Annotated in this window: 18 protein-coding genes and 1 pseudogene; 12 read left to right on the top strand and 7 right to left on the bottom strand. The window is 68.8% G+C overall.

The features are described from left to right. Positions 1 to 136 precede the first annotated feature (136 nt). Complete coding sequence (locus tag V7053_RS09625) at positions 137 to 499, top strand: hypothetical protein (protein ID WP_334172061.1); 363 nt, start codon at positions 137 to 139, stop codon at positions 497 to 499. 30 nt (positions 500 to 529) lie between these two features. On the opposite strand, the gene V7053_RS09620 is transcribed toward V7053_RS09625, so the two are convergent. The 5 genes from V7053_RS09620 to V7053_RS09600 form a co-directional block, all read right to left on the bottom strand. Further along, a complete protein-coding gene (locus V7053_RS09620) occupies positions 530 to 1,747 on the bottom strand; it encodes an outer membrane protein assembly factor BamB family protein (RefSeq protein ID WP_334172060.1) in 1,218 nt (405 codons plus the stop codon). 78 nt (positions 1,748 to 1,825) lie between these two features. Then, positions 1,826 to 2,053 (bottom strand): ferredoxin, encoded by a 228-nt coding sequence (locus tag V7053_RS09615; protein ID WP_334172059.1) that lies wholly within the window; start codon positions 2,051 to 2,053, stop codon positions 1,826 to 1,828. Next, a complete protein-coding gene (locus V7053_RS09610) occupies positions 2,050 to 3,264 on the bottom strand; it encodes an NADH-ubiquinone oxidoreductase-F iron-sulfur binding region domain-containing protein (protein WP_334172058.1) in 1,215 nt (404 codons plus the stop codon). Before V7053_RS09610 ends, V7053_RS09615 begins: the two co-directional genes overlap by 4 nt. Positions 3,265 to 3,273: 9 nt before the next feature. Further along, positions 3,274 to 3,828, bottom strand: coding sequence for a ferric reductase-like transmembrane domain-containing protein (locus tag V7053_RS09605; protein ID WP_334172057.1), 555 nt, complete (start codon positions 3,826 to 3,828; stop codon positions 3,274 to 3,276). Between the two features lie 4 nt (positions 3,829 to 3,832). Then, positions 3,833 to 4,144, bottom strand: a complete 312-nt coding sequence (locus V7053_RS09600) for a hypothetical protein (protein ID WP_334172056.1) — start codon at positions 4,142 to 4,144, stop codon at positions 3,833 to 3,835. Between the two features lie 248 nt (positions 4,145 to 4,392). Between V7053_RS09600 and V7053_RS09595 the strand changes: the two genes are divergently transcribed. The 6 genes from V7053_RS09595 to V7053_RS09570 all read left to right on the top strand — a co-directional run bounded on the left by V7053_RS09595 (position 4,393) and on the right by V7053_RS09570 (position 9,088). Next, on the top strand, positions 4,393 to 5,187 hold the full coding sequence (locus V7053_RS09595; RefSeq protein ID WP_334172055.1) for a 2-oxo acid dehydrogenase subunit E2: 795 nt from the start codon (positions 4,393 to 4,395) through the stop codon (positions 5,185 to 5,187). A gap of 63 nt (positions 5,188 to 5,250) precedes the next feature. Continuing rightward, positions 5,251 to 6,252 (top strand): NAD-dependent epimerase/dehydratase family protein, encoded by a 1,002-nt coding sequence (locus V7053_RS09590; RefSeq protein ID WP_334172054.1) that lies wholly within the window; start codon positions 5,251 to 5,253, stop codon positions 6,250 to 6,252. A 48-nt stretch (positions 6,253 to 6,300) separates the two neighbouring features. After that, positions 6,301 to 6,651, top strand: a complete 351-nt coding sequence (locus V7053_RS09585) for an ArsR/SmtB family transcription factor (RefSeq protein ID WP_334172079.1) — start codon at positions 6,301 to 6,303, stop codon at positions 6,649 to 6,651. Then, positions 6,648 to 7,346: an aquaporin gene (locus tag V7053_RS09580; protein WP_334172053.1), complete on the top strand. Its 699-nt coding sequence runs from the start codon at positions 6,648 to 6,650 to the stop codon at positions 7,344 to 7,346. Before V7053_RS09585 ends, V7053_RS09580 begins: the two co-directional genes overlap by 4 nt. Then, positions 7,343 to 7,768 carry an arsenate reductase ArsC gene (locus V7053_RS09575; RefSeq protein ID WP_334172052.1) on the top strand — a complete coding sequence of 142 codons (426 nt, stop codon included), beginning with the start codon at positions 7,343 to 7,345 and terminating at the stop codon, positions 7,766 to 7,768. Before V7053_RS09580 ends, V7053_RS09575 begins: the two co-directional genes overlap by 4 nt. 6 nt (positions 7,769 to 7,774) lie before the next feature. Beyond that, entirely contained in the window at positions 7,775 to 9,088 is a 1,314-nt protein-coding gene (locus V7053_RS09570) for an FAD-dependent oxidoreductase (protein WP_334172051.1), read from the top strand. Here the strand turns inward: V7053_RS09570 and V7053_RS09565 are convergent. Further along, positions 9,075 to 9,536: a GNAT family N-acetyltransferase gene (locus tag V7053_RS09565; RefSeq protein WP_334172050.1), complete on the bottom strand. Its 462-nt coding sequence runs from the start codon at positions 9,534 to 9,536 to the stop codon at positions 9,075 to 9,077. The genes V7053_RS09570 and V7053_RS09565 overlap by 14 nt on opposite strands. Before the next feature lie 149 nt (positions 9,537 to 9,685). On the opposite strand from V7053_RS09565, the gene V7053_RS09560 reads away from it, so the two are divergent. The 3 genes and pseudogenes from V7053_RS09560 (at position 9,686) to V7053_RS09555 (ending at position 10,547) form a co-directional block, all read left to right on the top strand. Continuing rightward, complete coding sequence (locus tag V7053_RS09560) at positions 9,686 to 9,874, top strand: hypothetical protein (RefSeq protein WP_334172049.1); 189 nt, start codon at positions 9,686 to 9,688, stop codon at positions 9,872 to 9,874. Between the two features lie 23 nt (positions 9,875 to 9,897). Beyond that, positions 9,898 to 10,017, top strand: a pseudogene (locus tag V7053_RS19055) (glycoside hydrolase family 3 protein); the annotation flags it as partial. Between the two features lie 137 nt (positions 10,018 to 10,154). Next, positions 10,155 to 10,547: a glycoside hydrolase family 3 N-terminal domain-containing protein gene (locus tag V7053_RS09555; protein WP_334172048.1), complete on the top strand. Its 393-nt coding sequence runs from the start codon at positions 10,155 to 10,157 to the stop codon at positions 10,545 to 10,547. Here V7053_RS09555 and V7053_RS09550 read toward each other — a convergent pair. Further along, positions 10,480 to 11,727, bottom strand: a complete 1,248-nt coding sequence (locus tag V7053_RS09550) for an MFS transporter (protein WP_334172047.1) — start codon at positions 11,725 to 11,727, stop codon at positions 10,480 to 10,482. The two genes, V7053_RS09555 and V7053_RS09550, sit on opposite strands and share 68 nt — an antisense overlap. 131 nt (positions 11,728 to 11,858) lie before the next feature. Between V7053_RS09550 and V7053_RS09545 the strand changes: the two genes are divergently transcribed. Both V7053_RS09545 and V7053_RS09540 read left to right on the top strand, forming a co-directional pair. Continuing rightward, positions 11,859 to 12,152: a metal-sensitive transcriptional regulator gene (locus tag V7053_RS09545; protein ID WP_334172046.1), complete on the top strand. Its 294-nt coding sequence runs from the start codon at positions 11,859 to 11,861 to the stop codon at positions 12,150 to 12,152. Positions 12,153 to 12,245: 93 nt separating this feature from the next. Beyond that, on the top strand, positions 12,246 to 12,903 hold a 658-nt coding region (locus tag V7053_RS09540; protein WP_334172045.1), incomplete at its 3' end, for an MBL fold metallo-hydrolase.

Genomic DNA, 12,903 nt, shown 5'->3' with positions numbered 1-12,903 from the left:
GCACACTAGCACCGGCCGGAACGGGCCGCAGGGGCGGCCCAGCGTGCTGTGGGGACTTCTGACTCTGACACCCCGAACGGCCTCAGACCTAGCCTGAAACCAAGACCGGCAGGCCACCGATTCCGGGGGCGCCGGGGTGAACGCCTCGTTCCTTGCCTCGGGAGACGACTACTCGGGCTTCGCCGACGACGCCAAATTCGGGTGGGTGACACAGGCGTGGAACGCCGTCGTGCCCGCGAACCACGCCTTCTTCATCGGGCTGCTCATTGCCTTCGAGGCCGTGGTCGGCATTCTGATCCTCTCAGGCGGACGGCCGGCCCGGATCGGGCTCCTGTGCGCCATCGCCTTCCACGTGGCCCTCGGCCTGTTCTTCTCATGGTTCCTCACCGGCTACGCCGCGGTGATGCTCGTGGCCCTTGTGCTGCTGCTCCGCGCTGAACGGCGCCCTGCAGGCGCTCCTGGGCTGCGCCGGGTCCGGCACGGTCTGGCTCAGCCCTGAAGGCTCACTCGAAGGCGCTCGACGCAGAGCTTACGGGCGCCCTGCGGTGATGGCGTGCGTCATCATCAACGAGTGGGGCGGGTAGAGGTCGACGCCGTCCGGGTTGGCCAGGAGTCCCGGATTGTTGCCCGCGACGTGGTCTGCGCCGTACTGCCAGACGACCTTGTTCGTACGGGGGTCTATGACAATGACGCGGTCGTTGTAGTCGTCGTTGGCGATGACGTCGCCATTCGGCAACGGGAGGGCGAGGGACGGGTGGTTGAGGGCCTGCGTTCCGGCCGGCGCGTACCGCCAGAGGACCTTGCCGTTCGAATCGAACTCCACAATCTGCCCGGGACCTGAATAGTCGACAGCCAGATAGACGCCGGTTCGGACTTCGTTGCTGTCCGATGGATACGCGACCGCCGGTAGACGCACCGACCGTTTGAGCTGGCCCTTGGGAGTGATCTCGTCGACCCAGCTGCCGTTGATTTCGGTGACCAGGAAATTGCCGTCGCTGAGCGGGAACACACCGTTGGGGCTTCCGTACGACGCCGGGGGGTTGTGCACGCACACCCCGTTTCCGAATTGCCGGCCGATGTTCGTCCCGCCCGGCGGGATCGCGATGAGGCGGCAATTCATGATGTCGGCGCCCAGGATCGTCCCGTCGGGCAGCATCATGGCGTCGTCGGGATGATGGAGGTGCTCTGGCGTGGACGCGGGGACCCCGGCCGTGCCGTAGTGGTATGTCGCTCTGTGGGTCTGGATGTCGATGACGCGAATGATTTCGTCGTCCTCTTCCGTCACCACAATCTGCTTCCCATCCGGAGTGAAGAAGGCGTCGTCGGGGACGGAGAACGTCTCGCCTTTCGTCAGGTCGCCTGGCCTCGGGTACTGCCAGACGATCCGGCCCTGGGGGTCCACAATGATCACCCGGTTGTTCAGCTTGTCGGCGATCAGGATCGGGAAGGGCAAGGCCGAAGGGTCGGATCCCGGCTGCAGGTGCCCCGGCCCCGAGGCGCCGGCCACGAGGGAAGACAGATAGTCGGGCGGCGCGGACAGTGTCGGGGACGGGGCCGCCGCGGCCGCCGGAGTCGCGGTCGACGCCGTCGCCCCTGCCGCGGCACCCGAGCCGCCGCTCGACGTCGTCTGCCCATCAGGCGGCAGTCCGGTGCACCCGGCGACGACGACGGCGAGGGCAGCCGCGATCGCCGCGGTAGCCGCGGCAAGTTCCGGACGGCCCCAGGAGGCCCTATTCCTGCCAGCCAATGTCGTTCCATTGTTGATTCGAAAGGTGAGCCGCTTCTGGACCGTAACCCTTCGAATCGCCCGCCGCCAGACCCGGGCTCAGGCTCGGGTGACCCTGCGCAGCATGAGTGCCTGGAGAGGACACAGGTCCACGGCGTCCTGAGCTGCGACGGCGAGGCGTTCCGGCACGTGAATGTCCCGGCCGCCCCTGCCCACCGGATAGCCCCAGTCGTCGCGGGCGAGGAGCTCGGGCAGGAGCTCGGTGCACAGGCCCCGGCCGTCGCAGCGGGCGAAGTCTATGTGGAGCTCGAGCTGAGTGCGGCTCATCGGACCCTCCCGCGATGGGCAACGCAGCCTCCGGAGAGATGCGCTTTGACCTCGTCCCTGAAGACGGCAAGGGAGCTGCGGACGAACTTCGCGCTGCCATCGGGATGCCGGCACGCGCCTCGACCCGTCACGAGCCCGGCGAGCCGCTCCGCTTCGGAAGCGAGCCACGGAGTCCGCTCACCGGCTGCGATCCGTTCGAGCACGGTTGCCATGGCGGGAAGGCCGAACATGCAGGGTCCGCACTGCTGGGCCGAGCTCTCCGCCAGGTACCTGGCAATGCCTCCCGAGGTCTCCAGCCCGCAGCGCCCTCGGGCCAGGGCCAGGAGCACTCCGGCGCCTGGGGTCGCACCGTAGCGGGCCAGCCCGCGGGGCGTCAGCGGCAGGTCGAAGCCCTCGGCCGGCACCCACGCCCCGTGGAAGCCGCCCACGAGGACTGCCGCGAGCGTGCTCGGTTCGGCGCCGCCAAGGCGCAGGACATCCCGCAGCGTGGCTCCGCCGGGCGCCTCCACCACCCATTCGGCCGGGACATCTCCCGAGAGGCTGTAGAGCCTCGTCCCCGGGTCCTCGGGGGTTCCGGCGCCGCGGAACCATTGCGCGCCGTACCTTGCCACGAGAGCGAGATGGGCCAAGGTCTCGACGTTGTGGAGCAGGGTGGGACGGTCCTGGTAGCCGGACTTCGCGATTCGGGTTGCCTTGTCCCGCGGCAGGGCCATCCCCGTCTCCAGGGCGTTGACGACGGCGGAGGCCTCCCCTGAGATGAACGCTTCGGGAGCTTCGACGAGCTTGACCCGAGGCCTGTCGCGCCGCTCGTCGAGAGCAAGCGCGACGCTCGTGAGCGAATCCCTCGTCGCGTAGAGAAACAGTGCCGAGGCGCCGAGCGCCTCGCCTGCAGTGACTAGTCCGTCGAGGACAAGGTGCGGCGCCTGACGCAGGAGGGCGGCGTCCTTGCGGCTGACAGGCTCGCCCTCGGCTCCGTTCGCGATCACGACGGGGCGGCCCGCGCCCACCGCTCCGAGCTTGCGCCATGCAGGGAATCCGGCGCCCCCGCGACCGGTCAGGCCAGAAGCCTCGAGTTCCGCAAGGAGCGCCTGACGGGTCCAACCGGAAGGACGCTTGCCGTAGGCAGCCTCGTGGGTGGCCAGATCCGGCTCTGCTGCGGCGAAGAGGCCGCCGGTGCCCAGTTGCCGCGGGTCCAGCGTCATCTCGGTCATCTCTCCTCCTCAGATCCGTCCGAGCCGGGCCCGGGATGTCTCCATGAAATTCGCGCTCAGCCGCCATCCGATCGTGATCGCGACGATGCCCGCGCAGCCCCACGCATAGGCCTGGAACCACAGGTCCACCGCGTTGGTCCCCGAGCCCAGCGCGTGCGCGAAGGCGAAGGGCCACATCCCATAGGCGGCCCAATGGATCGCCCGGAAGGCGCGCTGCCCGATGCGCTGACGCAGGAGGCCCGTGACGACCAGCGCGATGACGAGGTCGAAGGCCACCGTGCCGAGGCCGACCCAGAACGGATTCCAACCCGCCGTGAACGGGACGATCGCATTCACCAGGGAGAGCTTTGCGTGGGGATCGAGCATGAGCGTGCTGACGTGCAGGACGAGGAACACCAGTGCGATCAACGACGTGCTGCGGTGCAGGAGCGCCACCGAGAAGCGCGGGAGCCCCGGCAGTGGCCTGCCCGAACGGCTCACGATCCCGAGCACGACCACGAGCGTGAAGAGGCCGAGCGAGACGATGCCGCTCGCGCGGCCGAAGGCCCAGAAGATCTCGTTCAATCAGTCACGACCCCGACGAATGGCCGAAGGCACCGCCGCCCTGCGAGGACTGGAGCCCCTGCTGGTACGGCTGGTACTGCTGCGAGCCGCCGGAATTCGACGAGTCGCCGCCCTGCGCCGGCTGAGGCGCCTGCTGGTACGTCTGATTTCCGCTTGAATCCGATGAGGTGCCGCTCGTCGTCGACCCCGTCGCGGCGGCCGACGGCGCGTAGACAGCCGCGGCGATCGCGGCGGCTCCGAGCACGCTCGTCGCTCCCAGAGAGAAGGTCGCCTGACGTGCGCGGCGGCGCCCCGTTTCACGAATGCTGCGGCTCATGCTCTCCTCCTCTTCGTTGGGTCCTCGAACTGTATTTCCAGCATGGAGGACTCGCTTGTGGCCTCACTGAAAAACGCCTGTGGATTTTCGCAGGGAAGGGTCATCAGCTCAGGCGAGACGTCCATACCAGACAATGATGAACCCCAAGGTCTAAGACGGTTCTAAGAAAAGCGACGCCCCTGCTTGACCGACCGCGTAGCGTGGAATTGTGGTCTCGTGAGGACACCTCGGCGAAAGGTGGATGCCTCATGGAACGCTCTCCCGGATACCGGATCGAACGACTCACCAGAGAGCGGCGTGCCCTTGCCGCCGGTCAGGAGATCGCCCGCAAGCGGCACCTGATGTACGGCCTCGTCGAAGCCGATCTGACGGTTCCGCGGGCCCTCCTGCGCGAGCACCGCGAACGCACGGGCGAGAGGCTCTCGTTCACGGCATACGTGGTCTCCTGCGTGGCTCGGGCCCTGGGCGAATTCCCTCGGATGAATGCGCTTCGCCGCGGCCGCAGTCTGGTCTTCGTCGACGAAGTGATCGTGGAAGTTCTGGTCGAACGCGTCGGCGGCGGCCAGTCCGCGGTGAGCTACCTGCCGATCCGGCATGCCGACACGAAATCCCTGATCGAGATCCATGCCGAGATACGGGCGGCCCAGGACAGCACGTCGGAGGCCATCACCGGGCAGCGCTGGTTGACCGCGATACCCACTGTGCTCATCCCCTGGCTCATGCGCTGGATGAGCCAGAGCATCCCGTGGGCCCTGCGGCTCGGGGTTGCGGGGGTCAACAACGTCGGCATGGGTACGGGAACCGCGGGCTGGGCGCTGAGTCCTGGCGGGGGAACCCTCGCAGTCACCGTCGGCGGGATCAGCTGGGAGCCACGGACGGTCGACGGGCGTCCGCAGGAGCGAGAGATCGGCCATCTCACCATTGCCGTCGACCATGACGTCGTGGACGGTGCTCCGGCGGCGCGCTTCACTTCCCGGCTGCTCGAGCTCCTCGCCGAAGGAGAGGCCGTCCGCACCGCCGTGGCTTCGCGGGCCAACCTCTGACCGAACTGGGTGGTCCTGGCAGACCCTCCCCATGCCACGGGCCGGGCGCCTAACGTCGGTCCTATGGAAATCGTGGTGATCGGCGGCAGCGGCCATATCGGCTCCTTTCTCGTTCCCCGGCTCGTGCGCGCGGGCCATGAAGTCATCAACATCAGCCGCGGAAGCCACCGGACTTATGTCGATGCGCCGGAATGGCAGCACGTTCGCCAGGTCGCTGCCGACCGGGAGCACGAAGACCGGGAGGGCACTTTCGGGGACCGGGTAGCGGCCTTGGGTGCCGACGTCGTCGTCGACCTCGTCTGCTTCACCCTCGAATCGGCGACCGCTCTCGTCGAGCGGCTTCGCGGCGAGGTCGGGCATCTCCTCCACTGCGGCTCGATCTGGCGTTACGGCCCGAGCCGCAAGCTGCCGATCTCCGAGGGCAGCGACGCCGCGGCACCGCCCTTCGGCGAGTACGGCGTCCAGAAGAATCGCATCGCGGGGATGCTCAAGGAAGAGACAGCCTCGGGCGGGCTGGTCACGACATCCCTGCATCCGGGTCACATCGTAGGGCCGGGCTGGCACCCCATCGGGCCGCTCGGCAATCTCGATCCCGCCGTCTGGTTCACGCTCTCCGCCGGCCAGCCGCTTCGGATCCCCGGAAGCGGAACCGAGATGATGCACCACGTCCACGCCGACGACGTCGCCCAGGCGTTCGAGAAAGCCCTCGAGCATCGCGACGCCGCCGCCGGCGAGGACTTCAATATCGTCGCCCCCACGGCCCTGAGCGTCCGGGGCTATGCGGAGATCGCAGCCGGCTGGTTCGGCCAGACGGCGAAGCTCGAAACCGTAGCATGGGAGGACTTCCGCCGGACAACGACGCCGGAGCTCGGGGAGTCGACGTGGGCGCATCTGTCACGCAGCCACTGCTTCAGCATCGAGAAGGCCAAGTCCCTCTTGGGCTACTCCCCCCGCTACCAGCCGGAACAGGCCGTGCTCGAATCCGTGGAGTGGCTCGTCGACCACGAGCAGCTGCGCGTCGCGGGCCCACTGGCGGTTCGGGCAGGCGAGCCATCCCACGGATGAGCGGGGCTTGCCGAACACATCGACATCTGTAAATATTTACGTGTGTCGATGAATCTGGGGCTGACCCCCCTCCAAGCCGCCGCCTGCTGCTCCCCCCTCTCGAGGGAGCCGCTTTCAGAGCAGGACGCCGAGCAGGTCGCGCCGCTGCTCAAGGCGTTGGGTGACCCGGTGCGACTGCGGCTGATGTCCTTGGTGGCCTCGCACGAGGGCGGGGAGGCCTGCGTGTGCGACCTGAACGACGCCTTCGACCTCTCCCAGCCCACGATCAGCCACCATCTCAAGGTCCTGCACGAGGTGGGCCTGCTCGACCGGGAGAAGCGCGGGGTCTGGGCCTACTACAGGGCACGCCCGGAGGCGCTGGCGAGCCTGGCCGCCCTGATCGGCGGGCAGGGCCTGTGAGTCTCCTCGTGCGCCGCACGGCCGCCGAGCTGGTCGGAACGGCCTTCCTGGTAGCCGCCGTCGTCGGCTCGGGCGTCATGGCCTCGCGGCTCTCGCCCAGCGATACGGGCCTGGCGCTGCTGGAGAACAGCATCGCCACCGGCGCTGCCCTGATCGCCCTGATCGTGGCGCTGCAGCCGGTCTCCGCCTCGTTCAACCCCGTCGTGACGCTCGTCGAGAAGGCTTTGGGGGTGATCGGCTGGCGGACCGCAGGGTTCCTCATCGCCGCGCAGTTCATCGGCGGCCTCGTCGGTGCGGTGCTGGCGAATCTGATGTTCGGCCTCGCCCCCGTCGCTTTCTCCACCCACGTGCGGACGGGGCCGGGCCTGTGGCTCGGCGAGGTGGTTGCAACGGTCGGGCTGCTGCTGGTCGTCTTCGGCGCGGTCCGCTCCGGCCGCGCCGACAGGGTCGCGTTCGCCGTGGGCGGCTACATCGCCGCGGCGTACTGGTTCACGAGCTCGACCAGCTTCGCCAACCCGGCGGTGACGGTCGCCCGCATCATCACCGACACTTTCGCCGGAATAGCCCCAGCCTCCGCCCCCGGGTTCATCGTCGCCCAGCTGGTCGGGGGCGCGCTCGGGCTCCTTCTGATCCGCGTGCTGTACCCCTCCGTCATCACCGCCGTTCCCACTGCCGAGAAGGAAGTCATCTCATGAGCGCTGCCCCAGCAGAGAACAAGCCGTCCGTCCTCTTCGTCTGCGTCCACAATGCCGGCCGGTCCCAGATGGCCGCCGCCTACCTCAACCACCTCTCGCAGGGCAGGGTCGAGGTCCGTTCCGCGGGATCCGAGCCGGCCGAGAAGGTCAACCCCGCCGCGGTGGAGGCGATGCTCGAAGAGGGCATCGACATCCGCACCGAGACCCCCAAGATCCTCACCACGCAGGCGGTCAAGGACTCCGACGTCGTGATCACCATGGGCTGCGGCGATACGTGCCCCATCTTCCCCGGCAAGCGCTACGAGGACTGGGACCTCGAAGACCCCGCGGGCAAGGGCGTCGAGGCCGTGCGTCCCATCAGAGACCAGATCAAGGGCCGCATCGAGTCCCTGATCGCCGAACTCCTCCCGACCGGGGCCTGAGCGCCAGTGGACTGGGGAGATCTCCCGGTCGCCGTCATCGGCGCCGGCCCCGTCGGCCTGGCCGCGGCCGCGCACCTGCTCGAGCGCGGCCTCGAACCCCTCGTCCTCGAAGCCGGCCCCACGGTCGGAGCGGCAGTGGGTGAATGGGGGCACGTGCGGGTCTTCTCGACCTGGCGCTACAACCTGGACCCCGCCGGCCGCCGTCTTCTGGAAAGGCACGGCTGGGAGGCCCCCCGCCCCACGGCGCTGCCGACGGGAGAGCGGATTGTCTCCGACTATCTGAAACCCCTTGCCGCCACCCCCGAGCTCGCACCGCGCATCCGGTTCGGAGCCCGGGTCACGGCCGTCACCCGGCGGGGCCTGGACAAGGGCAGAAGCCTCGGCCGGGAGCAAGCCCCGTTCGTCCTACGGGTCCAGAACGACCGGGGCGCGACGAGCGAGGTCGTTGCCCGAGCCGTGATCGACGCCTCTGGCACGTGGAACACCCCCGCGCCGCTCGGGGCTTCTGGCCTCCCCGCCCCGGGAGAGGCCGCCGCCCGAACGGCAGGACTCGTCACCGGCCCCCTGCCCGACGTCGCCCGGGACGGATTCGCCGGGCGACGCACGCTCGTCGTGGGTTCCGGGCACTCTGCGGCCAACTCGGTCCTGGCCCTCGCCGAGCTCGCCCGCACTTCGCCCGGCACTCACGTCCTCTGGGCCATCCGCGCAGAATCCCCGGCCCGCGCCTACGGGGGCGGGGACGCCGACGAGCTCCCGGCTCGCGGGCAGCTCGGCACGCGCCTCCATCGCCTCGTCGACACCGGCAGGGTCGAACTCGTCACGGCCTTCCGCCTCCAGCGACTCGAGATCCTCGACGGCCCTGCCGTACGAGTCCATGCGCACGACGGACGGACCCTCGACGTCGACCGGATCGTCCCGGCCACGGGATTCCGGCCCGACCTCTCGATCCTGTCCGAGCTCCGCCTTGACCTCGATCCCGCCGTCGAAGCCCCCCGGCGGCTCGGGCCCCTGATCGACCCGGACTTCCACAGCTGCGGCACCGTCCCGCCCCATGGCGCCAAGCTCCTGGCCCACCCAGAGAAGGACTTCTACATCGTCGGGATGAAGTCCTACGGCCGGGCCCCGACCTTCCTCATGGCCACCGGCTATGAGCAGGTGCGCTCCGTCGCCGCAGCCCTCGCCGGAGACACCGCGGCCGCGGACAGAGTCGAGCTCACGCTCCCGGACACCGGCGTCTGCTCGACCGACGGGCGAGGCGGCGCGGGGGCGGATTCGTGCTGCGGCTCAGTGCCGACGCCGGTCGCGATCAGCGCTCGCTGACGACGGTGAAGGCCTGCCGGACTTCGCCGCTCTCCAAACGCTGCTCGTCGAAGGGAACGGGAATCCCGGCTCGCCAGAATCGCGTCGCGACCGCATTTCCGGGAACCTGCGAGACGAGCCATTTCCCGGGGAACAGGGCAAAGACCCAGCGCGCAGCCTTTGTCCCGATTCCCTGGCCTCGGTACTTCCGCAGGACAAAGAACTCGGCCATCTCCGTGACTTTGCCCGTCCGCACGAGCGCAAACCCGGCGGGATGCCCGTCAACGGTGAACAAGAAAGGATGACGCTCGGGTTCCGACCAATAGGTTTCAAGCCAGCGATATCCGTAGAAGCCCTGATCGTCCACGTCGCTGTGGTCGAGTTCTGAGAAGTCGTACCGATAGAGCTCCAGGAGCTGACGGAGCAACGGCCGATGCTCGGGCCCGGCGGGGATGACTTCCAACTCCATCAGTCCACACTATCGAGGCCGCAGGGGCCGCGTCCGATCCGACGCCGGCCGCCTCGCCGTCGTCGTCCGCTGTCTCCTCGCCCCATCCGTCAGCAGCGTTCCGCCTTGCCGCCAATGCCACGGACTGCGCCTCGACCGTCCTGTCCGGGATGACCCTGGCCCAGCAGGTGGGGCAGCTGTTCATGATGGGCGTCAGCAGCACAGGTGCGACGGCAGCCCAGCTGAACACCATCGCCTCCGACCACCTCGGGGGCGTCATCCTGACGGGGGACAGCACGGCCGGCGTGAGCGCCACCCTCCAAGCAACCAACCAGCTGCAAGCGCAGGCCAGAGCCTGAGCACTGGGGGCGTCGCGCTGTCAGTGGCCGTGGACCAGGAGGGCGGTTACGTCCAGGTGCTCAGCGGACCAGGGTTCTCCGCCATCCCCACCGCGCTGGCTCAAGGCACGCTGAACCCCACAGCCCTCAGGCAGGCGGCGGACCAGTGGGGACACGAGCTGCTCGGCGCGGGCATCACGCTCAATCTGGCGCCCGTGCTGGACACCGTGCCCGCGAGCCTCGGCACGGGCAACATCCCCACCGGCTACTACGACCGCGAGTACGGATACACCCTGACGTCGTGGCCTCGCATGGCACGGCATTCGCCGGCGGGATGGCCGATGCCAAGCTGCAGGCAACCGGGAAGCACTTCCCCGGTCTCGGGCGAGTCACCGCAAACACCGACACCACGTTCGGCGTCACCGACACGGTCACCACGCGGCACGACGCCTACCTTCAACCCTTCGCCACCGCCATCAGCCAGGGAATCCCGGCGATCATGGTTTCGCTGGCCCAGTACAACGCGATCGACGGCCTGCGCGCGGTCTTCTCCCCCACCGTGCTGCAGGGGATGCTGCGCAGCGACTTGGGGTTCGGCGGCGAGATCATCTCCGACAGCATGGCGGCTAACTCGCCCGAACGTGGTCACCGCCGCGCATGCGGAGGGCGACGACGACGCCTGAGACCGCGGTGAGCGCGGCGACGACGACGACGGCGGCGGGAATGCCGTAGAGGTCGGCGAGGAATCCCGAGAGGAGGGCGCCGACGGCGAACCCTCCGTCGCGCCAGAGCCGGTAGACGCCCACAGAACGTGCGCGCCAGACGGGGTGTGCGACGTCGCCGATCGCGGCCAAGAGCGTCGGGTACACCATGGCTGTGCCCAGACCGAGGAGCGCGGCGGCGGCGAGCCAGATGCCGAAGCTGTGACCGCGGGCGACCATGATCAGAGCCACTGCCTGGAGGAGCATGCCCGAGGCGATGAGGAACTTCCGTCCCCACCTGTCGGAGGCAGCGCCCGTGAACAGCTGCCCCGCACCCCAGACGGCCGGGTAGACGGCGGCCAGGATCCCGATCTGGTCCAGGCTCAGCCCGGCGGAGGCGAACAGCACGGGAAAGAGGCCCCACGCGAGCCCGTCGTTGAGGTTGTTCACCATGCCCGCTTGGCTCACTGCCGAGAGGGAGCGGTCGCGGAAGCTCGTGAGAGTGAAGACCTCGCGGCTGGTCAGGCCGCCGTGGGCCAACGCGTGGGCGTCCAGGTGGCCCTCTGCCTCGACCCGGGCGTGGTCCCGAGTCTCGCGGACACGCAGAGCCGAGAGGCCGAGACCGAGCCCGATATAGCCAGCGCCAACGAGGAACGGCCCCGGGCGGAGACCGAAAGTCGAGGCGATATAGCCCGTGGCCAAGGCGGTCACGGCAAGTCCGAGGTAGCCGGCCGCCTCATTGAGCCCCATGGCGAGTCCACGCCGTGAGGGGCCGACGAGGTCCATCTTCATCATGACCGTCGTGGACCAAGTCAGGCCCTGGCTCATGCCGAGGAGGACGTTGGCGGCGACGATCCACCCCCAGCTCGGGCCGAAGATCAGCAGCGCCGGCACGGGAAGGGCCACGAGCCAGCCCGCAAGGAGAACCGGCTTCCGGCCGAAGCGGTCCGAGAGGGTGCCAGCGAAATAGTTCATGCCGGCCTTGGCGACGCCGAAGGCGAGAATGTACGTCAGAGCGCTCGTGTACAGGCCGAGGTGGAACGTCTGGGTCGCGAGCAGCGGCAAGACGGTCCGCTCCTGGCCGAGGGTTCCTCCGACCAGCGCGTTGACCGCCACGAGAAGGATGAACTGGGCCAGGTTCGCCCGGAGGCCCAGTGCGGGCCCTACCGGCACGGCACAATCCGTTCCGCGGGGAAGCGATCGCGGGAGAAGTTCTCGAACGTTCTCATGGCCACAACTATACCCCCAGGGGTATGATGGGACCATGGCGCCGGATCGTCCGGCCCATCCGGAAGGAAGCCGCGATGAAGGACACCGGGCGCCCCGACCCCCTCGAGCTGCGCAAGCTTGCCAACCGGCTCAAGCGTGCACAGGGCCAACTCGGTGCCGTCATCGGCGCCGTCGAGGCGGGCGCTGACTGCCGCGCCGTGATCACGCAGCTTGCAGCAGTCAGGGGCGCGCTGGACAAGGCGGGATTCGAGCTCATCTCAACCGCGATGCGCGACTGCCTCGCCTCGCCACCCTCGGCAGGCAGTGAGCCTGGGGAGGGCGTCCTGACGATGGAGGAACTGCGCCGCCTGTTCCTCACCCTCGCCTAGCCTGTGCGGACACCCGCCCCGGACTTGCAGATCTAATACCCCCGGGGGTATTTTCGAAAGAGAAGCCCCGAAGAGATTCCCGGAAGGAACATCATGGACGTCATCGTCATCGACACCCCCCAGCTCGGGGATCGAAGCTATCTCGTGCACGACGGCCGGGTGGGCCTCGTGATCGACGCCCAGCGCGACATCGACCGGGTGGAGGCAGCCGCGCGGGACGCCGGAGTCGAGGTGACCCACGTCGCCGAGACCCACCTGCACAACGACTACCTCACGGGCGGCCTGGCCTACGCCCGGAAGCACGGTGCGGCCTACCTGGTCAACGCGGCCGACGAGGTCGCGTTCGAGCGGACCCCGATCGCGGACGGGGAGACGGTGATGGTCGGGGAGCTGACAGTCAGGGCAGTCGCCACCCCGGGGCACACCCACCACCACCTCTCCTATGTCGTAGAGCACGACGGCGAGCAGGCCGTCTTCTCCGGCGGGAGCGTGCTCTACGGCTCGGTGGGGCGGACCGACCTGGTGGCTCCGGGGCACACCGTGGGCCTGACGCACGACCAGTACGCCTCGGCACGCCGCCTGGCGAAGGAGGCGGCCGCGGACGCCGCGCTGTACCCGACCCACGGCTTCGGCTCCTTCTGCTCCTCCGGGCCTGCCACAGGGGCCGGCGCCTCCACGCTCGGCGAGCAGTTCACGGCCAACCACGTCTACACCGACCCGGACGAGGAGCACTTCGTCTCCGACCTCATCG

The organism is Sinomonas sp., from assembly GCF_036848755.1.
Lineage (GTDB): Bacteria > Actinomycetota > Actinomycetes > Actinomycetales > Micrococcaceae > Sinomonas.
The sequence above is the reverse complement of the archived record's forward strand: the minus strand, read 5'-3'. Positions and strand labels throughout refer to the sequence as shown.